The sequence below is a fragment of the Candidatus Accumulibacter sp. ACC003 genome (assembly GCF_907163085.1).
In the GTDB taxonomy this organism is placed as follows: Bacteria; Pseudomonadota; Gammaproteobacteria; order Burkholderiales; family Rhodocyclaceae; genus Accumulibacter.
This window is the reverse complement of sequence record NZ_CAJQTX010000011.1, coordinates 355,839-381,319: the sequence shown is the minus strand read 5'-3', so window position 1 is coordinate 381,319 and position 25,481 is coordinate 355,839. Positions and strand designations below refer to the sequence as shown.

Below are 25,481 nucleotides of genomic sequence, written 5' to 3'. Positions count from 1 at the left end.
GCCGGGCTTCCCGGCGGTGTTTTTCTGCCTACCAGGCAGGCGCGACGGCCAGCAAACCAGAGCAGCGGCGCACACCGCTTGTTCAGGCGCTGCCTGAAGCACCCCGAGCGGCGCACTTGTCGCCGTCTGGCGGTCGATGGCGACCGCTACCGCCCACTTTTCCCCCTGATGTCAATCGACCCATGAACTTTGAACTTCTCGCCAGCGACGGCGCCGCCCGTCGCGGCCGCATCGAGCTCGCCCATGGTGTCGTCGAGACACCCAGCTTCATGCCCGTCGGCACCTACGGAACGGTCAAGGCGATGAGCCCGCGCGACCTCACCGAAAGCGGTGCGCAAATCTGTCTCGGTAACACCTTCCACCTGTGGCTGCGACCGGGTCTCGAGGTCATCGCCGCGCATCGTGGACTGCACCGCTTCATGGGCTGGAACGGCCCGATCCTCACCGACTCGGGTGGCTTCCAGGTGTTTTCTCTGGGCGCCTTGCGCAAGATCAGCGAAGCCGGCGTCGCCTTCCGCTCGCCGATCAACGGCGACCGCCTGTTCCTGACACCCGAGGAGTCGATACGCATCCAGCAGGTACTCGACTCGGACATCGTCATGATCTTTGACGAATGCACACCCTACCCTGCCAGCCATACCGACGCCGCAATATCGATGCGCATGTCGCTACGCTGGGCACAGCGCTCGCGCACGACCCACGACCAACTCGGCAACGGCAACGCCCTGTTCGGCATCGTCCAGGGCGGCATGTACGAGGATTTGCGCGATGAGTCGCTGGCCGCGCTGGTCGACATCGGTTTCGATGGCTTCGCGATCGGCGGCTTGTCGGTCGGCGAACCCAAGGAAGATATGGCGAGAATCCTCGCCCACACCGCGCCGCGACTGCCGCCCGACAAGCCGCGCTATCTGATGGGCGTCGGTACACCCGAAGACCTGGTGAACGCGGTCGGCGCCGGCATCGACATGTTCGACTGCGTGCTGCCGACACGCAACGCCCGCAACGGTCACTACTTCACGCGGCACGGCGACGTCCGGATCAGGAACGCGAAACACAAGACCGACCCGCAGCCACTCGACGAGAGCTGCGCCTGCTATACCTGCCGCCACTTCTCGCGCGCCTATCTGCACCACCTGAACCGCGTTGGCGAGATTCTCGGCGCCCAACTCGGCACGCTGCATAACCTGCACTACTACCAGCAGCTGATGGGCGAACTGCGCGCCGCGATCGCCGCCGGCACGCTGTCGGCTACCGTGAGAGCCTTCCACAAGGCACGGCAAGCGTCGTCAGCGGCCAGGATAGTGCTATAATCCCCTGTTTAATTTAACCCTTTCGAATGAGGAGACTGATGTGTTGATCAGCACTGCCCACGCCCAAACGGCTGCCACCACCGACCCAACTGGTGGTTTGATGCAGCTACTGCCGATCATTCTGATGTTCGTCGTCCTCTATTTCCTGATGATTCGGCCGCAGATGAAGCGCACCAAGGAACACAAGGCGCTGATCGAAGCGCTGGCCAAGGGTGATGAAATCGTCACCGGCGGCGGCATCGCCGGCCGCATTACCAAGGTCAGCGAGAACTTCATTGGCCTCGAGATCGCCAACGCGGTCGAAATCCAGGTTCAAAAGCAGGCCGTTACGCTACTCTTGCCAAAAGGCACGCTGAAGGCACTCTAATCACCTGCCGGCCGCCGACCTTCAACCGGCGGCCGCGTCCTCTGGCTGCAAGCATCCATGAATCGCTATCCGCTCTGGAAATACGTCCTCGTCGCCGTCGCCCTGCTGTTCGGCCTGGTCTACACGCTGCCGAATTTCTTCGGTGAATCGCCTGCGGTGCAGGTTTCCAGCGCCAAGGCGACGCTGAAGGTCGATGCTCAGACGCGCGAACGCGTCGCCAGCACCCTGCAAGCCGCAGCGATCGACAACAGCGGCATCTTTCTCGACACGAACGGCGTCAAGGTGCGCTTGCTGAACACCGATAGTCAGCTGCACGCCAAGGAAGTCCTCGAGAAACAGTTCAACCCCGACGCCAGCAACCCGCAGTACGTGATCGCACTGAACCTGCTGTCGAGCTCGCCGCAGTGGCTGACCAATCTGCATGCCCTGCCGATGTACCTCGGACTCGACCTGCGCGGTGGCGTGCACTTCCTGCTGCAGGTGGACATGCCTGGCGCTCTGACCAAGCGCCTGGACTCGATCGGCGCCGACCTCCGAAGCCTGCTACGCGACAAAAACGTTCGCCACTCCGGCATCAGCCGCGAGGGCGAGCGCGTGCTGATTCGCTTCCGCGATAACGAGGCACGCCTCAAGGGACGACAAGTCCTTGAGGACAACGTCCCCGACCTGCTCCTGGCCGATCAGGGCGAAGGCGACGACCTCAAACTGGTGGCGACGCTGCAACCGGCAGCGATCAAGCGAATCCAGGAATTCGCCATCAAGCAGAACATCACGACGCTCAATAATCGGATCAACGAACTCGGCGTCGCCGAACCCGTCATCGCCCAGCAGGGTGCCGATCGCATCGTCGTGCAGTTGCCGGGCGTGCAGGACACGGCCAAAGCCAAGGACATCCTCGGCCGTACCGCAACGCTGGAAATCCGGATGGTCGACGAGACTCCCGGCGCCGTCGAAGCGGCACTGGCCGGCCAGGTACCCTTCTCGAGCGAGCTCTACGTCGAACGCGGCGGCAGACCGCTGCTGGTCAAGAAGCAAGTGGTCCTGACTGGCGACCGCCTGACCGACGCGCAGCCGGGCTTCGACAACCAGACCAACGAAGCCGCCGTGCATCTGACTCTCGACTCAGCCGGCGCGCGCATCTTCAAGGACATCACGCGCGACAACGTCGGCAAGCGGATGGCCATCGTGCTGATCGAAAAAGGCAAGGGCGAGGTCGTCACCGCACCGGTGATCCGTGCCGAGATCGGCGGCGGCCGGGTACAGATCACCGGCAGCATGAGCACCATGGAAGCCAACGACACGGCGCTGCTGTTGCGCGCCGGCTCGCTCGCGGCCCCGATGGAAATCATCGAGGAGCGGACCATTGGCCCGAGCCTTGGCGCCGAAAACATCACCAAGGGTTTTCAGTCGACAATGTGGGGTTTCGCCGCCATTGCCGTGTTCATGATCGCCTACTACGTGCTCTTTGGTCTGGTGTCGGTGATCGCCCTGGCGTCCAACCTGCTGTTTCTGGTTGCCCTGCTGTCCTTGTTGCAGGCGACGCTGACCCTGCCCGGGATCGCCGCCATCGCCCTGACGCTGGGCATGGCGATCGACGCCAACGTCCTGATCAACGAACGCATCCGTGAGGAGCTACGCAATGGCTCGACGCCGCAGGCGGCAATCCACACCGGTTACGAGCGCGCCTTCGGAACGATTCTCGACTCCAACATCACCACCCTGATTGCCGGTGTCTCGCTGCTGATCTTCGGCTCCGGCCCGATACGCGGCTTTGCCGTCGTCCATTGCCTGGGGATCATGACTTCATTGTTCTCGGCGGTGGTCGTCTCACGGGCACTGATCAACCTGATCTACGGCCGTCGCCGCAAGGTCGAATCGCTGGCCATCGGGCAGGTCTGGAAGCCGACTGCCAGTACCCGTACAGCAGCAGTCAAATAGGGAAGCGTCACGATGGAATTCTTCCGCATCAGAAAAGATATCCCGTTCATGCGCCATGCCCTGGTGTTCAACGTGATTTCCTTGCTTACCTTCCTGCTGGCGGTGCTGTTCCTGTTCAGCCGCGGACTGCATCTGTCGGTCGAATTTACCGGCGGGACGCTGATCGAACTGCACTACGAGCAAGCCACCGACATCGAGAAAGTCCGCACCGGCCTCGACCAGGCGGGCTTCACCGACGTCTCGGTACAGCGTTTCGGATCGAGCCAGGACGTACTCATCCGCCTGCCGCTCAAGGCCGATCAGAACACCGCCAGCATCGGCGAATCGGTGCTCAAAGCGCTGACCGTAGAAGCTCCCGGAGCGACCCTGCGCCGGGTCGAGTTCGTCGGCCCGCAGGTCGGCAAGGAACTGGCAGAAAACGGTGCCCTGGCACTGTTGGTGGTGATCATCGGTATCGTCGTCTACCTGGCCTTCCGTTTCGAGTGGCGCTTTTCGGTGTCGGCGATCATCGCCAACCTGCACGACGTGGTCATCATTCTCGGCTTCTTCGCATTTTTCCAGTGGGAGTTCTCGCTGTCGGTGCTGGCGGCAGTACTCGCCGTGCTTGGCTACTCGGTCAATGAGTCGGTGGTCGTTTTCGACCGCGTGCGCGAAACCTTCAAGAAGACGCGCGGCCTGAGCACTTCCGAAGTCCTCGACCACGCAATCACCAGCACCATCTCGCGGACCATCATCACGCACGGGTCGACGCAGATCATGGTCCTGTCGATGCTGGTCTTCGGCGGCGAGACGCTGTACTACTTCGCCCTGGCGCTGACCATCGGCATCTGCTTCGGCATCTACTCGTCGGTGCTGGTCGCCAGTCCGCTGGTGATGTGGCTCGGCGTCTCACGCGAGCAGTTCGTCAGGCCGAAAAAGCAGATCCCGGGCGCCAACGAGGACGGCGCTGTCGTCTAGTTTTTACGTCGCACGCGCCCGCACGTGTCGCAGCAGACCGCCAAACCGAGCAGCCGAGAAAAGCCCACCCGGGCGCCGCCCCCCGTTCAGACGGCGAAAACGTGCTTGGTGCGCAGCGTCTGGCGCTCTTCAATCAGCCGCAGCAAGCGATCGATATTGGCGTGTTTGCCGGGATTGGCACGCGCGTCGTCGGTGTGCTCGGCAAACATCTCCAGGCCTTTCCTCGCCGCCTCGGGGGTGATCGCGCCGTAGGTCTGCGCCAGATGGTTGTAGACCGCCAGCGATCCCTGGCTCCCGGCCTTGTTTTCTATCGTCGCCAGCACATCGCCGGCGGCGTCGAGCAAGTTGATCGCCGCGACGTGCGATACCCCTGGCAATTTCTTCAGATTCTCGGCAAAACGTGCCATTTTCAGCCCTTTCGACTCGAGATCACGCCGAGCACCGCGCCGGTCGTCAGGCAAGCCGCGACGATCGTCAGCACTGAACTCCAGGTGGTCTGCTCGACGCCGACCAGCGAAGACCAGACGGCGCTGATCAAACCGCCGGCCAACAGGCCAAACAAACCGCCGAGAAAAATACCTCGTCCGGTCGCGCCACGGCGGCCGTCTTCGCCGCAGCACGATGGGCAGTAGAGCGAGCCAGCCGGCAGCGCCCGTTCGCAGCTTCTGCAGACGAGCATCTTGGCCAGCTCTTCGGAGTCGGTCGGCTGCGTCGGCAGCGCCGCTGGAGCGTTCTCCCGGGCCATCAGATCCGCCGTGCCAGTTCGGCCGCCATACCGGTATAGGTCCATGGCGTCAGTTCGAGCAGTTCGGCGCGAGCGGCCGCCGGAATTTCGAGTGACTCGACGAAGTCGCGCATCGCCTGCCGGGAAATCCGCTTGCCACGAGTCAGCTCCTTGAGCTTTTCATAAGGATTGGCGACGCCATGGCGGCGCATCACCGTCTGCACGGGCTCGGCAAGCAGTTCCCAGTTGGCGTCGAGGTCGGCGTGCAGGCGCTCCGCGTCGGCTTCAAGCTTGCCCAGGCCGCGCAGCAGCGAATCGTAAGCGAGCAGCGTGTAACCAAGCGCCACGCCCATGTTGCGCAGCACCGTCGAATCGGTCAGGTCGCGCTGCCAGCGCGAGATCGGCAGCTTCTCGGCAAGATGGCGCAACAGCGCGTTGGCCAGCCCGAGGTTGCCCTCCGAGTTCTCGAAATCGATCGGATTGACTTTGTGCGGCATCGTCGAAGAACCGATCTCGCCGTCCTTGAGCTTCTGCCTGAAAAAGCCCAGCGAAATATAGCCCCAGACGTCGCGGTTCAGGTCGACCAGGATCAGGTTGGCACGCGCGAAGGCATCGAAGAGTTCGCTCATCGCGTCGTGCGGCTCGATCTGGATGGTATATGGATTGAACTGCAGGCCAAGCGACTCGACAAAACGACGCGCGAAACCCTCCCAGTCAAAACCCGGGTAGGCGGCCAGATGCGCGTTGTAGTTGCCGACGGCGCCATTGATCTTGCCGAGCAACTCAACGCGGGCGATCGCCGAGTGAGCGCGCTGCAGGCGATACGCGACGTTGGCCATTTCCTTGCCGAGCGTCGTCGGCGTCGCCGGCTGACCATGTGTACGCGACATCATCGGCAGCTCGGCAAACTCGTGCGCCAACGCCTTCAGGCGATCAACAATGCGCTCCAGCGTCGGCAACATCGTCTCGTCGCGGGCGGTCTGCAGCATCAGCGCGTGTGCCAGATTATTGATGTCCTCCGAGGTGCACGCGAAGTGAATGAACTCGGCGACGCGCATCACTTCAGCATTGCTCGCCAGGCGCTTCTTGATCCAGTACTCGAGCGCCTTGACGTCGTGATTGGTCACCGCCTCGATCTCCTTCACCTCGGCCGCGTCTTGCGGGTCGAAATCGGCGACCAGAGCGTCGAGAGCAAGCCGCGTCGACGGCGAAAACGGCGGGATTTCGGCGAAATGCGGCTCGGCGGCAAGCGCCTTCAGCCACTCGATCTCAACCTGCAGGCGACGCCTGATCAGTCCATATTCGGAAAACTGCGGTCGCAGCGCGTCGAGTTTGCCGGCGTAGCGACCATCCAGCGGTGAGAGCGCAAGCAGCGCCGAATTTTGCGAAGGAAGCGACGAAAAAGCAGGCGAAGAAGCTGACGACGAAGCAGATGACGAAGCAGAAGAAGATGCGGGCATGACGATGATCCTTGCGGCTGGTACAGGGTAGCCCGCTATTTTACCCGTCTGCGCGACGCGCCCGTAAGCGAGATGCGTCGCAATGATATAATTGTGCGCAAATATTTAAGGTAGAAGTCGCTTGCGCGACCGACGAATTTCCCTTCTCGCCACGGCGTCAGAAGGGCCGGCGATGAAAGAAACGGTCATGACTTTCATCATCGGGGCTATCTCAAGTTGTCATGACCCTTTGTCTCGGAAAAGCAATGAAGCTCATCGGATCACTGACCAGTCCCTACGTCCGCAAGGTGCGCGTCGTTCTGGCCGAAAAGAAAATCGACTACGAGTTTGCAGTCGACTCGCCATGGACACCGGAAACGCAGGTTGGCAACGTCAATCCGCTGGGCAAGATCCCGGTGCTGGTGCTTGACGACAACACCGTCCTGTTCGACTCGCGAGTGATCGTCGAATACCTCGACAACGTCGCCCCGAACAACAAGCTGATGCCCGGCGCCAATCGCGAGCGCACTGAAGTCAAGCGCTGGGAGGCGCTGGCCGACGGCGTTTGCGACGCCGCGGCGCTGACCTTCCTCGAAAGAAAACGCCCGGTCGCGCAACAGAGTGCCGACTGGATCCTGCGCCAGGAAGAGAAGATCGCCCGCAGCCTGGAGTTCATGTCCGAGGAACTCGGTCAAACCGCCTGGTGCATGGGAATGCATTTTTCGCTCGCCGATGTCACTGTCGGCTGCGCGCTTGGCTATCTCGTTTTGCGATTTCCCGAGATCATCTGGCAGGAAAAGCACCCCAACCTGGCACGCCTGTACGACAAGCTGATGGCCCGCGCGGCTTTCGCCGACAGCATCCCGCAGGGCTGAGCGACTACAGCCGACGCGCGATGCCGGTGGCGAGCTAAGGCTTGCCGCCGGCCTTGCCCGTAGGCGGCGCCGTGATCGAATTCGCGTCGAGTCCCTCGGAACCGACTTCGACCGTGCCGGCCTTGCTGTCTTCCAGCAGCAAGGACTCCTCGGCTCGCTTGTTGAGAACGACGATGCTGATCCGCCGATTGATCGAGCTCAGCGGATCGTTCTTGTCGAACAACACCGTAGACGCCAGCCCGACGACGCGCAACACCTTGTACTCGTCCATACCGCCGGCGACCAGCTCGCGCCGCGAAGCGTTCGCCCGGTTGGCCGACAACTCCCAGTTCGAGAAGCCCCTGTCGCCACCGCTGAACTGCGCCGCGTCGGTATGGCCAGACAGGCTGACCTTGTTCGGGACGGCGTTCAAGGCCTTGCCGATCTCGTGCAGAATGACGCGCGTATACGCCTTAAGATCGGCGCTGCTGGTGTCGAACATCGGACGGTTCTGCTCGTCGACGATCTGGATCCGCAAACCCTCGCTGGTAATGTCGATCAACAGCTGACTCTTGAATTGTTTGAGCGCCGGATTGCTTTCAATCAGCTTTTCGATGCTCTGCTTGAGCTCGCCGAGCACCAGCTTCTCGCGTTCTTCAAAGACCTTGCGCGCCGCCTCGGCGTTGGTCTCCTTGAGGTTCACGGTCTTGCTCTTGGCGTCGATGTCACCGCCCTTGACCTGCCCGGCGGCGCGTGTCAGGTCCTTGCCGCCGCCCTTCAGCACACTCGAACTGTCGCCCGTCCCCGAGCCGCCTTGCGAGGCGATCTTCAACGGGTTCTGGAAATAATCGGCGATTCCCTGCAGATCACCGCTGGCCGTCGAACCGAGCAGCCACATCAGCAGGAAGAAGGCCATCATCGCCGTGACGAAGTCGGCGTAGGCGATCTTCCACGCCCCGCCGTGATGACCGCCGGCGACCTTCTTGATGCGCTTGATGACTATCGGGCGTACGTCGTCGCTCATTCAGCCACTCCCGTCGACGGCATGGCCTACTTGCCCTTGCGATTCTTGAGCTCTTCCTCAAGCTCGGTAAAACTCGGACGAACTCCCGCGACCAGCGTCTTGCGACCAAACTCGACCGCCACCTGCGGCGCATAACCCGACATCGACGCCAGCAAGACGACCTTGATCACCTGGTAGATTTTCGACCCGTCGTGCGCCTTCTGTTCAAGCAGGTTAGCGACCGGAGAGACGAAGCCATAAGCAATCAGAATACCGAGGAAGGTCCCGACCAGCGCGCCGCCGATCATCTTGCCGAGCACCGCCGGCGGCTCGCCGACCGAGCCCATGACATTGACCACGCCCATCACGGCGACGATGATACCGAATGCCGGGACCGCGTCGGCGACCTTGGAAACCACGTGGCCCGGGCTTTCTACCTCGTGATGATGGGTCTCGATTTCGATATCCATCAGGTTCTCGATCTCGATCGCATTGAGGTTGCCGCCGACCATCATGCGCAGGTAATCGGTAATAAATTCCATGACGTGGTGATCACTCGCGAGCGCTGGATACTTGCCGAAGATCGGGCTGTCGTGTGGATTTTCGACGTCGTTCTCGATCGACATCAGGCCTTCCTTGCGGACCTTCGCCAGCACCTCGAAAAGCATCGCCAGCAGATCGACATAGAGCACCTTGGTGAACTTCGAGCCCTTGAAGATCCCCGGCAAGGCGGCGATGGTCGCCTTGATCGTCTTCACGTCGTTGCTGGCGACAAAGCCACCGATCGTCAAGCCGATGATGGCGATGTATTCCAATGGCACCCACAGCGCCGCCAGGCTACCGTGGACCGCGTAGGTCCCGAGCGCCGACACCAAAATGACTACATACCCAACAATCAGAAACATCCGGCTCCCCTGTTTATTGCGCGCTCCGCGAACGTCGCTGGCTGAACATCGTGATTGTCGCGCATTGTAGCGGGTGTAGGCAGATTGCGCGCGTCCTGCACGGCCGCCGGGCAAGACCGGGAAGGCCGCGTCGAGGCGCTGCGCGATCACTTCTTCGGCGTCGGCAACGATGCCATTCCGGTGCTGTCGATGGCCCCTCGAAGCGACGGCAATCTCGTCGCCAAGCAGGCAGGCCGCTTCTGCCAGCCGCCTTCGGGCGATCGCTCAGGCTGCGTCGGCGTTTCGCTCTACACCGTACCTTCTCCCGCAGCCACGGACAAGAGAGATTCGCGAGTCGCCAACGACGGCGTCGACGCCCGCCAGCGCCGCTTGCGTGGACGCCTGGTGAACCCGGCGACGCCGGCCCGATCAAATTCTCACAAACCGGTTTCTACCTGAATTTTTTGCCTGATACAGAGCGTCATCAGCCCTTTTCAGCAGCGTATCGGGGGAGTCATCAGCAAGCAGGGCTGAAATTCCCAGGCTGATGGTGACCTTGATGATCTTGTCGTCGAAGCGGTTCTCCATCTCCGCAATATGTACTCTGAGACTTTCGGCCACGCTTTCGGCGGCCTCGGCGCCCGTTTCCGGCAGCAGGCAGCAGAATTCCTCGCCGCCGTAGCGGGCGAAAAAGTCGGTCTTCCGGATTACAGATGCCGCTCTTGCGGCAACGGCTTGCAGAATAAAATCCCCACCCTGGTGGCCATAGCTGTCGTTAACTTTCTTGAAGAAATCGATGTCGATCATGATCAGGCTCAAGGGACGCTGATACCTCTGCTGCCTGGCGCACTCATCCTTCAGGCGCGACTCCAGAAATCGTCGATTGTATATCCCGGTTAGCGCATCCTTGGTATTCATCTCGACCAATTTATGCTCGTAATTGGCAAGCTCGGTGACGTCCTGAACAATCAGGAAGATGCCGGATATGGAATTGTCTTCGGAGCGGAGCGGCCCCATGCTGCAGCTCTGCTGCATCATGTCGAAGCGCGAACCGAACGAACTATCCGGCTTGAATGGAAAAAGAAAACCGTGCAGTTTTTGGGAAAAGAATGCGAAATTGCCAAAGGCCAGAACCGATTTGCAGTTTTTCTTGAAACTGGCTGTATTCAATTGCGGAAAAAAATCGAAAGCGGCTTCGCCGACAATCTGTGTTGCGGATATTCCACTATGCATCGCCATCCAGCGGTTCCAGTGCTGAACGGTCAGATCCCTGTCGAAAACGACCAAACCGAAGTTGATCGTATCGAAGATCTGGGCAAACTTACTGAGGGTCACTCGTATTGCTTCATGAAGGTCGCGAGCGATTTCTTCAGCCACATAAGCGACTCATTGCTGGTGACCAGAAACATGAAACCGTCGACGTTGGGCGTTGGCGCAGTATAATGGCATGCGCCCCAGAGTCGGGGCTCAGCGGCGATAGAGGAGAGCTCGGATGGCAGCGAGGGTCAGGCCAGACACTGGCGAGGCGACGTCGAAGCAGCGGTATCGGGTGACGAACTGGTCGGAGTACGACCGTTCGCTGGTCAACCGGGGCAACCTGACGATCTGGCTGGACGTCGCCAGTATCAAAGACAACTGGACACCGCCACCGCCGGTCGGTCGGGGCAAGCCCGGGCTGTACTCGGAGACGGCCATCCAGACCTGTCTGACGATCAAGGCGCTGTTCCAGTTGCCGTACCGCGCCACGGAAGGACTGGTGAAGTCGCTGATGCGCTTGAGTCAACTGGACCTTCCCGTACCGGACCACACCCACATGTCCCGGCGCGCGGGTGAGATCTCGGTGAAAATTCCGCGTCGGCCGCGCAAAGGGCCAACGCATGTGGTGGTGGACTCGACCGGCCTGAAGATCTTCGGCGAAGGCGAATGGAAAGTCCGTCAGCACGGAGTCGGTAAGCGCCGCACCTGGCGGAAGATCCACTTGGCCGTCGACGAGACCACCAAGGACATCATCGGCATTGAAGTGACGACGGCCGATTGGGGCGACAGCGAAGTGTTCTCCGGGTTGCTTGACCAGGTCGAAGGCGAAGTCTCTCAAGTGTCCGCCGATGGCGCCTACGACACCAAAGGCTGCCATGCCGCCATTGCCGACCGCGACGCCCGTGCCACCATTCCCCCGCGGGACGGCGCGGTTCCCTGGGGCGACGATCATCCCCGTGACGGCATTCTCGAAGAGATCGCCGCCAAGGGCAGCGCCGGCTGGAAGAACGATAGCGACTATCACCGGCGCAGCATTGCCGAAAACATGATGTACCGGCTGAAGCAGTTGGGCGACAGCCTGTACTCTCGAACCTTCGAGCGGCAAGTGACCGAAGCGCACGTCCGCGCCGCCATCATCAACACCTTCACCTATCTGGGCATGCCGCAATCCGTCGGGGTTGGGCAAATTGCGCCTGCCGCATGAAGTAGCACGGGGATAGGGGGAGTTCGCGCCCAAAATGGCTGGATTAGTCATATCGTATATTAGTAGTTGCTAATAGTGCACCAACGCCTCGACGTTGCGCTCGTTGAAACAGAAGGTCGTTTTCAGCACGATCGCCGAGGAGTGGCTTTCAAAAATACGGCTCGGGATAGCGCCATCGGCCTTGTTTTCAGTGACCACACGGGGGGGGCGAATAGGTTACCGAGTCACCGAGAAGCTCGGACAGTTTGCCGACGCAGGCGCCGATGAGAATATTACCGACCTCCATCAGGGTTTCCTTTTCCAATCCGTCAATTGACTCCGATCCGAGGCTTTCTGAATCATCGCCGAAAAGCGAGATCAACTCCCTGCCGGCATTGGCTTGAAAAGCAAGAAAAGCACTGCCTTTGAAGTCTCCCCAGAAATTCTGTTCAATAATAGTGAGGTGATCGTGCGCGCCGACCTGTTTCTGAAGATAGTTGGGAAGGTCCTGCGCCTTGAGTATCTGGATGTCGGGTATGCTCAGGACGACGAAAATATTGATCACCTCGGCAAGGTCTGCAGCGGCTTTACCGAAGGCGATGTTCATTATTTCCTGAAGAATATCCTTTTCTTCATTCGATATAACATCGAGAGAGTGCTCACTCACAGGCCTGCCCTATCTTCTCTTCGGCTTTTGCCAGCGCGTCTTCAATAGAGGCCTTTGACGAGGGTTTTCTTACAACCAACAAAGCCCCCAAGGCCAGCATCCTGGAAATCGACTTGACCTGGATGTCTGCGGTACAGGCAATGACGATGGCTCGCGGCGCCACCTCGATGATCTTTGCGGTGGCTTCATTGCCATCCATGACCGGCATGGTCAGGTCCATGAAGGTTACATCGGGCCGGATCTCTTTATAGGCCTCGAACCCGGCCAAGCCATCGCCGGCTTCGAACAATTCGTAGCCACGGTCTTTCGGAATGCAGCTTTTCAACATTTTTCTGGAGATCGGCGAATCATCAACGAGAAGTATTTTTTTTATCATGACAGGTTGTCAATATTTCCAATAAGGAGTACATATAATCGACAAGTGGGTCACCAATTCAATCGCTTCGCACTCGCACGGTATGATTCGGAGATGCCAACGCACCCGGAGTAGCGAGACCAAGAAGATCAGTTTTTCCAAAGCAGAAGTCGAGCGCAACAAGCGAACGACGCGGCTGCAGTTCCGGCAACTGCTGGAGAAACATGGGTTGACGAAGAAGGTGTTGGCGGCAATCAACGGCCAAGTTTCGCCCCGATCAACGAAAAGTGCTCGGAAACAGGCGGAAAACGGCGCTTATCCATGTTGGATTGACCCAATTCATGCCCCATTCACAGCCAGGAATGTCGGGCTCCGCCGAACGCTGGATGCCGGGCATTGGGTGGGCTGCAAAAGTGCGCAAATCAGCGCTTCCATAGGGGGAACCGAATCGTCGGGAGTATATGCACCGCCATCAAGCACTGTCAATCTTGGAGCTGACCCAGGCCGGCCAGGAACGGTGACCGGACCCCGGCGTCGCAGGCGAACGGGACGAACTGCGCCAGACCGGGAAGGCGGCGACCGCCGTCGCGCGGGCCAAGCTCTCTGGCGTCAGACTTCCTCCGAGGTCGGATTTCAGGCCGCGCCGCCAACGGCCGCCAACAGCGCGCCAACGACGGCGCTGCCGAGCACCACCAGCCACGGCGGCAGCTTCCAGAACATCAGAGCGATCAAGGCAAACAGCGCCAGGCCAAAATCGGCCGGCCGGTGGATGGCGCTGGTCCATACCGGCTGATAGAGCGCGGCCAGCAAGAGGCCGACGACGGCGGCGTTGACGCCGGCCAGCGCCGCTTGCGTGTGGTGGCTGCGGCGCAGTTGTTCCCAGAACGGCAAGGCGCCGAAGACCAACAGGAACGACGGGACGAAGACCGCGACCAGGCAGATCAAACCACCCAGCCAGCCGCTTGGTGCGTCGTTCATCGACGCGCCGAGGAAAGCGGCAAAGGTGAACAGCGGCCCGGGGACCGCCTGCGCGGCGCCGTAGCCGGCCAGGAAGGACTCGTTGCTCACCCAGCCACTCGGCACCACCGCCGCTTGCAGCAGCGGCAGGACGACGTGACCGCCGCCGAAGACCAGCGAGCCGGCGCGGTAGAAGGCGTCGATCAGCGCCAGCGTACCGTCGGGCTGCGCTTGCGCGACGATCGGCAGGACGCCCAGCAGGAGCAGAAAAAGAAGCAGCCAGAGAGCGCCGGCACGGCGACTGATGACCATTGGCAGCGGCTCGTGCGTCGCCTCGGGAGCAAGCTTGAAGAGCAGCAGTCCAAGCGCGGCGGCGGCGACGATCACTCCGACCTGGCCGCCGGCACTCGGCCAGGCGAGGACGATACACGTCGCCGCGGCCATGATCGTGACCCGCGCCGTTCCGCCACACAGACTGCGCGCCATCCCCCAGACGGCTTGCGCGACAACCGCCACGGCGACCACCTTGAGGCTCTCGACGACGCCAGCCGGCAGCGCGTCGCCGGCGCTCGAAATACCGAGGGCAAAGACGATCAGGGCGAGCGCCGACGGCAGGGTAAAGCCCGTCCACGCCGCCAGCGCACCGCCGTAACCGGCGCGCGACAAACCAATGGCGATTCCCACCTGACTGCTCGCCGGACCGGGCAGGAACTGGCACAGCGCGACCAGGTCGGCGTAGGCGCGATCGCTGAGCCAACGACGACGTTTGACGAACTCTTCCCGGAAATAGCCCAGGTGGGCGACGGGGCCACCGAAGGACGTCAATCCCAAACGCAGGAAGATCAGGAACACCGTCCATGGCCTGCTGGCTTCGACAGCGCTGCTGTCGCTTGCGGGTGCTGTCATCTGCGGCTTACCTCGTGCTCGTTCTCGGCGCATGGTAAGCGACAAACGCCAGCGACGTCGACGAAGCAGCGGCGGCTTGCCCAGCGATCGCGCCAGTGGTCGTACCATCGGCAGCCGGCTTTGCCCGCGCCACGCAATGCGCTAACATGATTCCCCGCTTGCTGGAGTACGGTGTACCCTGTCAAACGTGCAACCACCTGTGGATCTTCCCGGTAGCCGGTCACCAAGTGATGGAGTGAGAAAGATGGACAAGCTTGCCGAGCAAGTTGGCACCGAGACCGAGGAGACGGTACGCGCCGCCTCGCAGGACGAGTACATGTCTCCCGGACAACTGGCGTTCTTTCGTCGGCGCTTGCTCGACGAGGAAAAAGCGCTGCTTTCGGCCGTCAAGGAGACCGCCGGCCACCTGCAGGAGAGCGAAGTCAGTTCCGACTGGAACGACCGCGCCAGCGCCGAAGAAGAGCACACCCTGGAGCTGCGGGTTCGCGACCGCGAACGCAAGCTGCTGCAGAAGATCCGTGAAGCGCTGCGCCGCATCGACGACGGCGAGTACGGCTGGTGCGAAGAATCCGGCGAGCCGATCGGCATCGCGCGCTTGCTGGCGCGGCCGACGGCAGCGCTGTGCCTGGAAGCGCAGGAGCGTCGCGAGCAGGCCAAACGCCGCTTCGGCGGCTGAACCGCGGTAGATTCGCCGGCCCGCGTCGGCCCGACGCGGTGTCAGGCCGGCGCCGCCTTGAGGATTTGCCGCGTCACGGCCTCGGCCACACGAATCCCGTCGACGCCGGCCGAGAGAATTCCGCCAGCGTAGCCAGCGCCCTCGCCGGCCGGATACAAACCCCTGACATTGACACTCTGAAAATCGGCCGTGCGCGTCATCCGCAGCGGTGACGAGGTGCGCGTCTCGACGCCGGTGAGCACCGCGTCGGCCATCGCGAAACCCCTGAGCTGGCGGTCGAAAGCGGGCAATGCTTCGCGAATCGCGGCGATCGCGTAGTCCGGCAAGGCGCTGGCCAGGTTGGTCAGACGGACGCCCGGCTGATACGAGGGAAGCACCGCGCCGAGAACCGTAGACGGTCGATTGGCGAGGAAGTCGCCGAGCAGCTGCGCCGGCGCCTCGTAAGTGCCGCCGCCGAGCTCAAAGGCGTGACTTTCCAACTGCCGCTGCAGTTCGATGCCGGCCAGCGGCCCGCCCGGATAGTCGCTCGGCGTGATGCCGACGACGATGCCGGCGTTGGCGTTGCGTTCATTGCGCGAATACTGGCTCATGCCGTTGGTCACCACCCGCCCCTCTTCCGACGTCGCCGCGACGACCGTGCCACCTGGGCACATACAAAAACTGTACACCGAACGCCGGTTGCGGCAGTGATGCACCAGCTTGTAGTCGGCGGCGCCGAGCAGCGGATTGCCGGCGTGCTTGCCGAAGCGCGCCTGGTCGATCAGCGCTTGCGGATGTTCGATGCGAAAACCGATCGAAAACGGCTTGGCTTCCATGAACACGCCCGCCTGCGCGAGCATCGCGAAGGTATCGCGGGCGCTGTGGCCGAGCGCCAGGATGACGTGCTCGGCGCCCAGCTCCTCGCCGGAAGCCAGCGTCACGCCGCGCAGCTGGCCGTCCTCGATCTGCAGGCCGCTAAGCCGCTGCTGGAAACGGACCTCGCCGCCGAGGCGCTCGATCTCGCGCCGCATCTGCTCGACCATGCCGACCAGCCGGAAAGTGCCGATGTGCGGTTTGCCGACGTAGAGAATTTCCTCGGGCGCACCGGCCTTGACGAATTCCTCGAGCACCTTGCGGCCGTGCTGCTGCGGATCCTTGATCTGGCTGTACAGCTTGCCGTCGGAAAAGGTCCCGGCACCGCCTTCGCCGAACTGCACGTTCGACTCGGGGTCGAGTACCTTCTTGCGCCACAGCCCCCAGGTATCCTGCGTGCGCTCGCGAACGGCCTTGCCGCGCTCGAGGACGATCGGCCGAAAACCGCTCTGCGCCAGGATCAGCGCGGCGAAAATACCGGCCGGGCCGAAGCCGACGACGATCGGCCGCGAAGCCAGCCGCGCCGGTGCGTGCCCGACGAAGTGGTAGTGCTGATCGGGCGCCTGCTGCACGCGCTGGTCGCCGGCAAACTTGCCGAGCAGCAGCGCTTCGTCGGCAACCGCGACGTCGACGCTATAGCTGAAGATCAGCACGCTCGCCCGGCGCGCGTCGCAACTGCGCCGAAAGACGCTGATCTCGCCGACCTCGCTCAGCGCGACTCCCAGCCGCGCGGCAACCGCCGCCGGCAACTCTTCGGGCCGATGATCGATCGGCAGACGAATTTCGCTGAGACGCAACATGATCGCTTGCCCTACTCCTGAAAATGCGGCGCCGGCACGCCCACCTGCTGCCCGTAGCCAGCGAACTTGTCGAGCACGCGGCGCATCTCGGTGGCGTCGAGCAAAACTGGCTCGCCGAGCTGGCAAGCGCGCCAGTACTGTTCGCAGAGCGCTTCGAGTTCGACGGCAAGATCCAGCGCTTGCCGGAGATCGTCGCCGCACACCAGCATGCCGTGGTTGGCCAGCAGGCAAGCCCGCCGGTCGACCATTGCCGCGACAACCGCGTCGGACAACGCCTGCGTGCCGAAGGTCGCGTATGCCGCACAGCGCAGGCTGTCGCCGCCAAAGCGCGCGATCATGTAGTGGAACGGCGGCACGTCGCGGCGCAGGCACGCCAGACTGGTGGCGAACGGCGAGTGCGCGTGCACGATCGCGCCGGCGTCGGCGCGATGGCGGTAGAGATCGCGGTGGAAGCGCCATTCCGACGAGGGCTGGCGCCGCCCTTCGGAGGTCCCGTCGAGACGCATGAAAACGACGTCGTCGACGTGCAGTGATTCGCAGGCCATGCCGGTCGGCGTGATCAGGAAGCCATCGCTGCCGCCGAGCTGCGCGCGCACGCTGACGTTGCCGGCGCTACCGCGGTTGAGGCCGGCGCCAGCCATGCCCATCGCGCTGTCGATCAGCTGCTGGCGAAGCTCAAGCATGCGCTTCTTCGGGGTACAGCGCGAGCAGCCCGGCGCGGCTCGCCGGCGACGATCCGCGCTCGCTGATCAGCGCGCTGATCAACGCCGCCGGCGTCACGTCGAAAGCCGGGTTGGCGACCGCCGCGTCGGCCGGTAACTGCCGCAAATGCGTCGCCAGGCCGTGCGCGTCGCGACCATGCACCAGCCGCAACTCGTCGGCGGCGCGTTCCTCGATCGGAATCGCCGCGCCGTCGGGGCAGGCAAAGTCGATCGTCGAACGCGGCGCGGCGACGAAAAAAGGGACGCCGCTGGCAGCGGCCGCCAGCGCCTTGAGGTAGGTGCCGATCTTGTTGGCGACGTCGCCATTGCCGGCGATGCGGTCGGCGCCGACGATCACCGCGTCGATGCGACCGGCCGCCAGCAGCGCGCCGGCCGCGTTGTCGGCGATCAGCGTATGCGGCACGCCATGCTGCGCAAGCTCCCAGGCCGTTAGCAAGCCCTGGTTGCGCGGCCTGGTCTCGGAAACCCAGACATGCACCGCCAGCCCCTCGTCGAAAGCGGCGTAGACCGGCGCCAGCGCGGTACCAAAATCGACGGCCGCCAGCCAGCCGGCGTTGCAGTGCGTCATCACCTCGAGCCGGCCGCGCTCGCCGGCGCAGGCACGCAACAGCGGCAGCCCGTGCTCGCCGATCCGACGACACTGTTCGACGTCCTCTTCGGCGATCGTCGCGGCCTCGCGCCACGCCGCTGCGGCGCGCGCCGCGGCGGCCAGCGGCCGCAGACACGTTGCGACGCGCGTCAGCGCCCAACGCAGATTGACCGCCGTCGGCCGTGTCGCCGCCAGCCTTGCGACGGCGGCGTCCAGGCTGGCGTCGTCGGCGCTGCCGTGCGCCATCGCCAGAGCGACGCCGTAGGCGGCGGTGACGCCGATCAGCGGCGCGCCACGCACCTGCATGCTGCGGATCGCGTGCGCCGCGTCGGCGAGACTGGCCAGCCGCAAGCAACGATAGTCGTGCGGCAGCGCCGTCTGGTCGATGATCTCGACGGACTGGCCGTCGGCCAGCGGCCGGATCGTTCGGGTGGGGGTGCCATTGACTCGCATGGCCGCCATTCTACCAGCGGCCAGCGCCGCCGCCGGACTGGCGACGAGGCAAACCGAGCGCCGTGCACGACTGCGACGGCGGCCGGCAGCTGCAGCAGCCGCCGCCACGCGTTTCCGATCGCGTGGCATTCGGGTTTAATATCGCGCGCCTGCCTGTAGCTCGCACTCCCTCCTCATCAACCTGGAAGCCCACATGAAAGAAACGACCGCCCGGCCCGCCACCCTTGGCAAGCCTTCGCTGCTGCTTCTCGTCGCACTACTGGCGAGCAGCTTCGCCGCGCCTCTGAGCGCCACCGAGCTACCGAAACGCAAACCCGGCTTGTGGGAACTCAAGACGAAAATGGAAGGGATGCCGTCGATCGGCGCGATTCAGCAATGCATAGACCGCAACAGCGACGACCTGCTGATGCAGCAGGCCGAAAAGGAAAACCACAAGTGCAGCGTCCTCGACGTGAAAATCAACGGCAACAAGGCGAGCGTGCACGCGGTGTGCCAGGTCGACGGCAGCACGGCGACGACCGACGCGAGCTTCGTCGGCAGCTTTGACACGGCCTACAAGGGAACGGTGTTGACCCGCTTCAGTCCGCCGATGGAAGGCATCAGCGAATCCAGAATGACACTCGACGCACGCTGGACCGGTCCCTGCAAGCCCGGCCAGAAAGCCGGCGACGTCGTCCTGCCGGGAATGGGCGGCATGAACGTCAACGAGATGATGAAAGACCCGCGCGTTAAGGAAATGCTCAACGACCCGCGGCTGCAGGAGATGATGAAGCAGAAGCAGTAGGCCGCGCTCGCGCAGGACAGCGGCGCGACGATCGAGGCCGCGTCGCGGACAGTTACTTGACCTTCGGCGGCGCGACCTTCGCGCCGGGCGTCGCGCCACCAAAACGCCCCGGTGTTCCCGCGCCGATCTCGCTCAGCGGTTCTCCAGGCGGTTGTAGTCGAGCAAACCGGCGCTGATCGGCGCCAGCTGCAGGTGCGCGTCCTGCAACTCGTCGCTGGCCTGCCAGAATGCTGGATTGCTGCGGCGAATGACAAAGCGGTCGGCGAGCGCGCGGTAATCGGCCTCCGCCGACAAGCCGCCAATGGCCTTGGCGAGGGCCGGCAGTTCCGAGCGTTGCACGCGGTAGATGGCACTCGGGTAGGCGCCGATGAAGCCCGGCACGACGGTCATCGTGTTCTCTGCCGGAATCAGCTCGCGTCCTGCACGCAGCAGGCTGGAGACGCTGAGGTGGCCGGTGTTGCGCAACAGCGTGAAGTAGCGCGGTGGCCGCGGCGGGTCTTCGAGGCGCACGAAGACCATCTCGGGAAACCACGACAGCGGCGCCCCACGCAAGGCGCCCAGCGCCGCCAGATCCTTGCGCAGCGCCGGATCGCTGACCTGCGCGAGATCGTAACGATGATCGACAACGCGCGCCAGGCGGCGCTCGAGCAGGCCGTAGAACTCGCCTTGCGGGTCCTTGCTGCGAAAGCGGATGCCGGACGCGACGTCGAAGCTGGCGAGCGTCCCATAGACATGGTTCTTGACCTCCTGGCTGGCGCCGCGATACCAGTAGTTGCGCACCTTCCGGCGATCGTCGAGCGGCAGGAAGGCGATGAAGTTGAACTCGCCTTCCATGCGCAGGAAATCCATGTACAGCCGCGACAGCAGCTGGTGGCCGACGTTGCCATAGACGTCGTAACCGGCGACCAGCAGATAATGAATGCGTTCGAGCAGGCCGTAGCCGATCACCCAGGCGGTTTTTGGCGGCCCGCCGACCAAGCCCTTGACCACCGACGCATTGTCGAAATGGCGGAAGATCGTCAGACCGGCGTTGGCGTTGTTGCCGTCACCGTCCCAGATCATGTCGAGCTTGAGCCCGCCGGCGCTTTCGGCGTAGCGCGTGACGAACTTCGACTTGGCGCGCAGATACTCGGCCTGCCGCTTCGCGTACTGGCGCCACGGGCCGATGATATCGGCGTCGCTGCCCTGCGCCGCCGGCAAGGCGAGCAGGCTCGACTCGCGGTCGAGAAACTCGCCGCCCTGCTGCTGCAGGTCGGCATCGTTGGCATTGTCGAGAAAGAAGACCCAGAAGCGATCCTCGATGACGCTCAGCGCCACCTGGCCGCGACAGACGGGCCCCTTGATGAAGCCCATGATCGTGAACTCGGCCTCGTCGCGCATGAAGCGATAGCGCGCCGTCGTCGGTAGCGCCCGGAAGGTCACGAAGGGATTGGAAGCCGCTTCCAGCGCGTACGACGGTAGTTCGTCGACCGTGTAGTCGGGCTCGATGAAGAGCTGCCGCCAGCGCGCCATGCGCTTCGGCCCGAGCGCGTACGGCATGTGCGTCTTGTCGACGATGCTTTCTTCCTCGCGCTGCAGGCGGTAATAAACGCGCTCGACGCCCGGGTCGTCGTAAGGCCGACGGCTGGCGATCAAGTCGATCGGCTGCCCCGGCGGCGTCCGCGAGCGGACCATCCGGAAGTAATGATGTTCGGCGTCGCTGTCGAAATACAGGTGGCCCAGGAAGAGATGTTCGTAGATGTAGCGGCTGACCAGCTGTTGCTTCAGCGAGTCGCCATTCAGGAAAACTTCCCAGTCGCTGACCTGCGCGAGCAGCGGCGCCGGCAGCGGTGGCCGCCCCTCAAACGGCGCACCGAGTTCGAGCCAGCGGCGCATTGTGGCCATTTCGGCGTCGTTCAGGCCCGGCAGGCCGAAGGGCATCCCCCACAAGGGATTTTTGCGCTCCAGGGCGTCGTACTCGTCGAGGCGCGGACACTGCTCGGCGCGGTCCAGCGAAAAGTCAAAGGTCTTCGGCAGGATCGGGCCAGCCGGCAAGGGATGGTCCTGCTTGAGCTTGAGCGCGCGATAGAGAACGCTCGCCGCGAGATTGGCCGTCGGCGTCTGCTGGCGCTCGTTGAGGACCGCCGCGAAGCCCTTGGCGCGCCACTGCGAAGCGCTCTGCGCGTCGGTGAACAAACGCGTCAACGGCGCTTCGAGCAAGCGCCCGCTGTCGTAGACCTGCTCCTTGCTGGTACCGCGGGCAACGCCCTCCCAGGCGGTGAATTTGAGCTGGCACGGCGCGTCGTAACACGCATGGCAGACGACGCAGCGCCGCTCGACGATCGGCTGCACGTCGTCGCGGTACGAGAATCCTGCCGGTGGCGCGAGCGGCGTATCGAAGCGCGCCGGGTCGGCCGCACCGTACTCCTCGTTCAGCGTGTGCCGGGTCAGCGCCGCACAGCCGCTGAGCACGACGATAAACAGGAGTAGTGACTTCCAGTTGCTGCGCATGACCAAATCTCCTCCGCAAATGCGCCGAACGCCACAGCCGACACACGGCACGCACCCACACCGTCACCGTCACCGTCACCGTCACCGTCATTGCGAGGAGGCAAAGCCGACGCGGCAATCCAGCGCCACCGTCTGATATCTACACGGCCGACGCATCGCCGGCGTCAAGAGAACAATCTCTGGATTGCCACGTCGGCTGCGCCTCCTCGCAATGACGGGCGCGGGCGGTCCACGCCAGCAAAAGTCGCAGGATACCGATTCTCGGCGTCGCTGTCGCGTCGTCGCGCCCGACACGCCGGCGCTCGACTTGCGCTACCATCTTCGTCAGCTGACGCCGCTGGCCGACCGCCCTGCCGCAGGCGCCCAGCCCCCCAGCCCCCCAGCCCCCCAGCCCCCCAGCCCCCCACTCCATACTCGAAACACTGCCGCCGATGCCCAACATCTCGTCCGATCTACCGCTGCCCAACGCCGCCAGCGAACAATTCTGCCAACTGCTGGCGCGGCCCGGCCTGCGCATCGAACGTATCGTGTCGACCGGCCAGTGCAGCCCGCCGGATTTCTGGTACGAACAGGAGTTGGGCGAATGGGTCTTGCTGCTGCAGGGCGAAGCGCGCCTGCGCTTCGCCGACGAGGCGCAGGCGCGGCACCTCAAGCCCGGCGATTACCTCGACATCGCCGCGCTGCGGCGGCACCGCGTCGACTGGACGCCGGCGCAAGAGATCACCATCTGGCTGGCCGTGCACTACGGCCTGGCAGCGGACCCGGGCTGAGGCAGCACCCGCCGGCCAGACGACGAGGCGAAACCGACGACTGGCGCAACGCCGCCGGAGTCAGCGCGGGCGACCCCGCGTCGCTGCCGGCGCAGCACGCGCCGGGCCACGCAACGGCGGACGCGCGGCTGCGGCTTTCGCTGCGACTTTCGGTGCACCTCCCGGCGCGACTTTCGCTGCCGCTCTCGCGTCGCGCGCACCGCCAACCCGCAGCGTACCCGTCCCCGGCGGCTGGAAACTCGGGATCAACTGCTGCAGGCCGTTGCCGATCAGGTCGGCGCGCCCCATCTGCTTCAGCGCTTCGCGCAGCAGCGGCCAGTTGTTGGCGTCGTGATAGCGCAGGAAAGCCTTGTGCAGGCGCCGCTGCCGGCTGGCGCGAACGGTGTCGACCAGCGCGCCGTCGCGGCTGACCTTCTGCAGCGGACTGCGCTGGCTGTGGTACATCGCCGTGGCGATGGCCATCGGCGTCGGCAGGAAAGTCTGCACCTGATCGAGCCGGAACTTGTTGCGCTTGAGCCACAGCGCCAGGTTGAGCATGTCGCGGTCGGTCGTTCCCGGATGCGCGGCGATGAAGTACGGGATCAGGTACTGCTCCTTGCCCGCCTCTTTCGAGAACTTCTCGAACATCGCCTTGAACTGCTCGTAGGAACTCATGCCGGGCTTCATCATGTGCGCCAGCGGCCCTTCCTCGGTGTGCTCGGGGGCGATCTTGAGATAGCCGCCGACGTGATGGCTGACCAGTTCCTTGACGTAGGCCGGATCGCGCACCGCGAGGTCGTAGCGCAGACCCGAACTGATCAGCACCTTCTTGACGCCCGGCACCGCGCGCGCCTTGCGGTAGAGATTGATCAGCGGCGTGTGGTCGGTGCCCAGGTTCTCGCAGATGCCGGGAAAGACGCAGGACAGGCGCCGGCATGACGACTCGATCTTCGGGTCCTTGCACGCCAGCCGATACATATTGGCCGTCGGACCGCCGAGATCGGAGATGACGCCGGTAAAGCCCGGCGTCTTGTCGCGAATCTCCTCGATCTCGTGCACGATCGACTCCTCGGAACGGCTCTGAATGATCCGTCCCTCGTGCTCGGTGATCGAGCAAAAAGTACAGCCGCCGAAGCAGCCACGCATGATGTTGATCGAGAAACGGATCATCTCGAAGGCCGGAATCCTGGCGTCGCCGTACGAGGGATGCGGCCGGCGCTGGAAAGGCGACGCGAAGACGCCGTCCATTTCCGGCGTGCTCAACGGCAGCGGCGGCGGGTTGAGCCAGACGTCGCGTTCGCCGTGCGCCTGGATCAGCGCGCGCGCGTTGCCCGGGTTCGACTCGATATGGAAGGTGCGCGACGCGTGCGCGTAGAGCACCGGGTCGGCGACCACCTGCTCGTACGACGGCAGGCGCACCGCGGTCCGCGCCCGGTCGAGCTTCGGCATCCGCTGGTGCAGCTGGAATTGCACCTTGATCACCTGCGCCCGCGGCTGCCCGGCGGCGTTCGCGGCCTTGCCGCCATTGCCGCTATTGCCACCAGTGCCACCAGTGCCACCACTCGACGCGCACGCCGGCTCGTCGCCGTCGGCATCACTCACCCCGGTCATCGCATAGGGGTCGGGATGGCGAACCAGCGTCCCCGGCGTATCGACCTCGCTGGAATCGATCTCGGCCCAGTCGCTGCCCGGCAACTGGCCGCGCGGCACCATGAACGCCGTGCCGCGCAGATCGCGGATGGTGGCGATCGCTTCGCCGGCCGCCAGCCGGTGCGCGAGTTCGACGATCGCCCGCTCGGCGCTGCCGAAGATCAGCAGGTCGGCCTTCGAATCGGGCAGCACCGAGCGCCGCACCTTGTCCGACCAGTAGTCATAGTGCGCGATGCGCCGCAGACTGGCCTCGATCGAGCCGATCACGACGTTGGCGCCGGCAAAAGCCTCGCGGCAGCGTTGCGCATAAACGACCACCGCGTGATCGGGGCGCCGGTGCGGCTCGGCGTTCGGCGTGTAGGCGTCGTCGGAACGTGGCTTGCGATCGGCGGTATAGCGATTGACCATCGAATCCATATTGCCGGCGGTGACGCCGAAGAACAGATTCGGCTTGCCGAGCTCGCGGAAAGCGTTCGCCGACAGCCAGTCGGGCTGGCTGATGATGCCGACGCGAAAACCCTGCGCCTCGAGCAGCCGGCCGATCAGCGCCATCCCGAAGCTCGGGTGGTCGATGTAGGCGTCGCCGGTAACCAGGATGATGTCGCACGAATCCCAGCCGAGCTCGTCCATCTCGGCGCGAGACATCGGCAGGAAAGGCGCCGTGCCGAAACGGCTGGCCCAGAATTTGCGGTAAGAAAAAAGAGGACGGGCAGCGCCGCTCGGCGCCTCGATGCGGGCAGTAGTCATGGGTCGAGGATTCTACAGGAAGAGGCCGGAGCTCGTCGGTGCCTGCGCCCACCGCCGCCGTCCTTGGTAGTCGCCGAGACGCGGCGCGGCGTCCGGGGCTGTCGATTTTCGCGCCTGAGCCGCCGCTACCCGGCGCCAGGCATCGCCGCACCACCTGCTCAGCGACGC

General features: G+C 63.6%; 24 protein-coding genes. 10 read left to right on the top strand and 14 right to left on the bottom strand.

The window, feature by feature from the left end; all coding sequences use genetic code 11:
• Positions 1 to 182: 182 nt before the first annotated feature.
• The 4 genes from tgt to secF are packed head-to-tail and all read left to right on the top strand — an operon-like array spanning position 183 to position 4,572.
• Positions 183 to 1,310 (top strand): tRNA guanosine(34) transglycosylase Tgt, encoded by a 1,128-nt coding sequence (tgt, locus tag QZ656_RS23460; protein ID WP_291995656.1) that lies wholly within the window; start codon positions 183 to 185, stop codon positions 1,308 to 1,310.
• A 40-nt stretch (positions 1,311 to 1,350) separates the two neighbouring features.
• Positions 1,351 to 1,677: a preprotein translocase subunit YajC gene (yajC, locus tag QZ656_RS23455; protein WP_291995655.1), complete on the top strand. Its 327-nt coding sequence runs from the start codon at positions 1,351 to 1,353 to the stop codon at positions 1,675 to 1,677.
• Positions 1,678 to 1,734: 57 nt separating this feature from the next.
• Positions 1,735 to 3,615, top strand: coding sequence for a protein translocase subunit SecD (secD, locus tag QZ656_RS23450; RefSeq protein WP_291995654.1), 1,881 nt, complete (start codon positions 1,735 to 1,737; stop codon positions 3,613 to 3,615).
• A gap of 12 nt (positions 3,616 to 3,627) precedes the next feature.
• On the top strand, positions 3,628 to 4,572 hold the full coding sequence (gene secF, locus QZ656_RS23445; RefSeq protein WP_291995653.1) for a protein translocase subunit SecF: 945 nt from the start codon (positions 3,628 to 3,630) through the stop codon (positions 4,570 to 4,572).
• Positions 4,573 to 4,658: 86 nt separating this feature from the next.
• On the opposite strand, the gene QZ656_RS23440 is transcribed toward secF, so the two are convergent.
• Genes QZ656_RS23440 through purB form a run of 3 tightly spaced genes read right to left on the bottom strand, consistent with a single transcriptional unit; the run spans position 4,659 to position 6,756 of the window.
• Entirely contained in the window at positions 4,659 to 4,979 is a 321-nt protein-coding gene (locus QZ656_RS23440) for a DUF2322 family protein (RefSeq protein ID WP_291995652.1), read from the bottom strand.
• A gap of 2 nt (positions 4,980 to 4,981) precedes the next feature.
• Positions 4,982 to 5,317: a hypothetical protein gene (locus tag QZ656_RS23435; RefSeq protein ID WP_291995651.1), complete on the bottom strand. Its 336-nt coding sequence runs from the start codon at positions 5,315 to 5,317 to the stop codon at positions 4,982 to 4,984.
• Positions 5,317 to 6,756: an adenylosuccinate lyase gene (gene purB / locus QZ656_RS23430; protein WP_291995650.1), complete on the bottom strand. Its 1,440-nt coding sequence runs from the start codon at positions 6,754 to 6,756 to the stop codon at positions 5,317 to 5,319. The genes QZ656_RS23435 and purB overlap by 1 nt, the downstream gene beginning before the upstream one ends.
• Positions 6,757 to 7,001: 245 nt before the next feature.
• Here purB and QZ656_RS23425 point away from each other — a divergent pair, with 245 nt between their 5' ends.
• Complete coding sequence (locus QZ656_RS23425) at positions 7,002 to 7,610, top strand: glutathione S-transferase (RefSeq protein ID WP_291995649.1); 609 nt, start codon at positions 7,002 to 7,004, stop codon at positions 7,608 to 7,610.
• A 34-nt stretch (positions 7,611 to 7,644) separates the two neighbouring features.
• On the opposite strand, the gene motB is transcribed toward QZ656_RS23425, so the two are convergent.
• Both motB and motA read right to left on the bottom strand, forming a co-directional pair.
• Positions 7,645 to 8,613 (bottom strand): flagellar motor protein MotB, encoded by a 969-nt coding sequence (motB, locus tag QZ656_RS23420; protein ID WP_291995648.1) that lies wholly within the window; start codon positions 8,611 to 8,613, stop codon positions 7,645 to 7,647.
• A 26-nt stretch (positions 8,614 to 8,639) separates the two neighbouring features.
• Positions 8,640 to 9,497 (bottom strand): flagellar motor stator protein MotA, encoded by an 858-nt coding sequence (gene motA / locus QZ656_RS23415; RefSeq protein ID WP_291995647.1) that lies wholly within the window; start codon positions 9,495 to 9,497, stop codon positions 8,640 to 8,642.
• Positions 9,498 to 9,581: 84 nt separating this feature from the next.
• Here motA and QZ656_RS23410 point away from each other — a divergent pair, with 84 nt between their 5' ends.
• Entirely contained in the window at positions 9,582 to 9,935 is a 354-nt protein-coding gene (locus QZ656_RS23410) for a hypothetical protein (RefSeq protein WP_291995646.1), read from the top strand.
• On the opposite strand, the gene QZ656_RS23405 is transcribed toward QZ656_RS23410, so the two are convergent.
• On the bottom strand, positions 9,906 to 10,853 hold the full coding sequence (locus QZ656_RS23405; RefSeq protein ID WP_291995645.1) for a sensor domain-containing diguanylate cyclase: 948 nt from the start codon (positions 10,851 to 10,853) through the stop codon (positions 9,906 to 9,908). The genes QZ656_RS23410 and QZ656_RS23405 overlap by 30 nt on opposite strands.
• Positions 10,854 to 10,968: 115 nt before the next feature.
• On the opposite strand from QZ656_RS23405, the gene QZ656_RS23400 reads away from it, so the two are divergent.
• Entirely contained in the window at positions 10,969 to 11,937 is a 969-nt protein-coding gene (locus tag QZ656_RS23400; protein ID WP_291995644.1) for an IS5 family transposase, read from the top strand.
• A 187-nt stretch (positions 11,938 to 12,124) separates the two neighbouring features.
• On the opposite strand, the gene QZ656_RS23395 is transcribed toward QZ656_RS23400, so the two are convergent.
• From QZ656_RS23395 to chrA, 3 genes are all read right to left on the bottom strand, one after another.
• Positions 12,125 to 12,523: a chemotaxis protein CheC gene (locus QZ656_RS23395; protein WP_291995643.1), complete on the bottom strand. Its 399-nt coding sequence runs from the start codon at positions 12,521 to 12,523 to the stop codon at positions 12,125 to 12,127.
• A gap of 52 nt (positions 12,524 to 12,575) precedes the next feature.
• Positions 12,576 to 12,959: a response regulator gene (locus QZ656_RS23390; protein WP_291995642.1), complete on the bottom strand. Its 384-nt coding sequence runs from the start codon at positions 12,957 to 12,959 to the stop codon at positions 12,576 to 12,578.
• Between the two features lie 612 nt (positions 12,960 to 13,571).
• Entirely contained in the window at positions 13,572 to 14,801 is a 1,230-nt protein-coding gene (gene chrA, locus QZ656_RS23385; protein WP_291995641.1) for a chromate efflux transporter, read from the bottom strand.
• 244 nt (positions 14,802 to 15,045) lie between these two features.
• Between chrA and dksA the strand changes: the two genes are divergently transcribed.
• Positions 15,046 to 15,477 (top strand): RNA polymerase-binding protein DksA, encoded by a 432-nt coding sequence (dksA, locus tag QZ656_RS23380; protein WP_291995640.1) that lies wholly within the window; start codon positions 15,046 to 15,048, stop codon positions 15,475 to 15,477.
• Between the two features lie 41 nt (positions 15,478 to 15,518).
• Here dksA and QZ656_RS23375 read toward each other — a convergent pair whose 3' ends face one another.
• From QZ656_RS23375 to mtnA, 3 genes are read right to left on the bottom strand one after another with little or no spacing between them, the layout of a single operon-like run.
• The gene (locus tag QZ656_RS23375; RefSeq protein ID WP_291995639.1) at positions 15,519 to 17,129 is read right to left on the bottom strand and encodes an NAD(P)/FAD-dependent oxidoreductase; all 1,611 of its coding nucleotides are present in this window, start codon (positions 17,127 to 17,129) and stop codon (positions 15,519 to 15,521) included.
• An 11-nt stretch (positions 17,130 to 17,140) separates the two neighbouring features.
• Positions 17,141 to 17,812, bottom strand: coding sequence for a class II aldolase/adducin family protein (locus QZ656_RS23370; protein WP_291995638.1), 672 nt, complete (start codon positions 17,810 to 17,812; stop codon positions 17,141 to 17,143).
• Positions 17,805 to 18,893 (bottom strand): S-methyl-5-thioribose-1-phosphate isomerase, encoded by a 1,089-nt coding sequence (mtnA, locus tag QZ656_RS23365; RefSeq protein ID WP_291995637.1) that lies wholly within the window; start codon positions 18,891 to 18,893, stop codon positions 17,805 to 17,807. The genes QZ656_RS23370 and mtnA overlap by 8 nt, the downstream gene beginning before the upstream one ends.
• 193 nt (positions 18,894 to 19,086) lie before the next feature.
• Between mtnA and QZ656_RS23360 the strand changes: the two genes are divergently transcribed.
• Entirely contained in the window at positions 19,087 to 19,677 is a 591-nt protein-coding gene (locus QZ656_RS23360; protein ID WP_291995636.1) for a DUF3617 family protein, read from the top strand.
• Between the two features lie 132 nt (positions 19,678 to 19,809).
• On the opposite strand, the gene QZ656_RS23355 is transcribed toward QZ656_RS23360, so the two are convergent.
• A complete protein-coding gene (locus QZ656_RS23355) occupies positions 19,810 to 22,167 on the bottom strand; it encodes a fatty acid cis/trans isomerase (protein WP_291995635.1) in 2,358 nt (785 codons plus the stop codon).
• 431 nt (positions 22,168 to 22,598) lie between these two features.
• On the opposite strand from QZ656_RS23355, the gene QZ656_RS23350 reads away from it, so the two are divergent.
• The gene (locus QZ656_RS23350; RefSeq protein ID WP_291995634.1) at positions 22,599 to 22,937 is read left to right on the top strand and encodes a cupin; all 339 of its coding nucleotides are present in this window, start codon (positions 22,599 to 22,601) and stop codon (positions 22,935 to 22,937) included.
• Between the two features lie 60 nt (positions 22,938 to 22,997).
• On the opposite strand, the gene QZ656_RS23345 is transcribed toward QZ656_RS23350, so the two are convergent.
• A complete protein-coding gene (locus QZ656_RS23345; RefSeq protein ID WP_291995633.1) occupies positions 22,998 to 25,313 on the bottom strand; it encodes a YgiQ family radical SAM protein in 2,316 nt (771 codons plus the stop codon).
• Between the last annotated feature and the right edge of the window lie 168 nt (positions 25,314 to 25,481).

Coding starts and splice junctions, on each gene's coding strand:
- motB (WP_291995648.1), bottom strand. CDS start 8,613: ATGAGCGACGACGTACGCCCGATAGTCATCAAGCGCATCAAGAAGGTC.
- QZ656_RS23360 (WP_291995636.1), top strand. CDS start 19,087: ATGAAAGAAACGACCGCCCGGCCCGCCACCCTTGGCAAGCCTTCGCTG.
- secD (WP_291995654.1), top strand. CDS start 1,735: ATGAATCGCTATCCGCTCTGGAAATACGTCCTCGTCGCCGTCGCCCTG.
- QZ656_RS23400 (WP_291995644.1), top strand. CDS start 10,969: ATGGCAGCGAGGGTCAGGCCAGACACTGGCGAGGCGACGTCGAAGCAG.
- QZ656_RS23350 (WP_291995634.1), top strand. CDS start 22,599: ATGCCCAACATCTCGTCCGATCTACCGCTGCCCAACGCCGCCAGCGAA.
- tgt (WP_291995656.1), top strand. CDS start 183: ATGAACTTTGAACTTCTCGCCAGCGACGGCGCCGCCCGTCGCGGCCGC.
- QZ656_RS23345 (WP_291995633.1), bottom strand. CDS start 25,313: ATGACTACTGCCCGCATCGAGGCGCCGAGCGGCGCTGCCCGTCCTCTT.
- QZ656_RS23440 (WP_291995652.1), bottom strand. CDS start 4,979: ATGGCACGTTTTGCCGAGAATCTGAAGAAATTGCCAGGGGTATCGCAC.
- mtnA (WP_291995637.1), bottom strand. CDS start 18,893: ATGCGAGTCAATGGCACCCCCACCCGAACGATCCGGCCGCTGGCCGAC.
- QZ656_RS23395 (WP_291995643.1), bottom strand. CDS start 12,523: ATGAACATCGCCTTCGGTAAAGCCGCTGCAGACCTTGCCGAGGTGATC.
- dksA (WP_291995640.1), top strand. CDS start 15,046: ATGGACAAGCTTGCCGAGCAAGTTGGCACCGAGACCGAGGAGACGGTA.
- purB (WP_291995650.1), bottom strand. CDS start 6,756: ATGCCCGCATCTTCTTCTGCTTCGTCATCTGCTTCGTCGTCAGCTTCT.
- QZ656_RS23370 (WP_291995638.1), bottom strand. CDS start 17,812: ATGCTTGAGCTTCGCCAGCAGCTGATCGACAGCGCGATGGGCATGGCT.
- motA (WP_291995647.1), bottom strand. CDS start 9,497: ATGTTTCTGATTGTTGGGTATGTAGTCATTTTGGTGTCGGCGCTCGGG.
- QZ656_RS23355 (WP_291995635.1), bottom strand. CDS start 22,167: ATGCGCAGCAACTGGAAGTCACTACTCCTGTTTATCGTCGTGCTCAGC.
- QZ656_RS23435 (WP_291995651.1), bottom strand. CDS start 5,317: ATGGCCCGGGAGAACGCTCCAGCGGCGCTGCCGACGCAGCCGACCGAC.
- QZ656_RS23425 (WP_291995649.1), top strand. CDS start 7,002: ATGAAGCTCATCGGATCACTGACCAGTCCCTACGTCCGCAAGGTGCGC.
- QZ656_RS23390 (WP_291995642.1), bottom strand. CDS start 12,959: ATGATAAAAAAAATACTTCTCGTTGATGATTCGCCGATCTCCAGAAAA.
- chrA (WP_291995641.1), bottom strand. CDS start 14,801: ATGACAGCACCCGCAAGCGACAGCAGCGCTGTCGAAGCCAGCAGGCCA.
- QZ656_RS23375 (WP_291995639.1), bottom strand. CDS start 17,129: ATGTTGCGTCTCAGCGAAATTCGTCTGCCGATCGATCATCGGCCCGAA.
- secF (WP_291995653.1), top strand. CDS start 3,628: ATGGAATTCTTCCGCATCAGAAAAGATATCCCGTTCATGCGCCATGCC.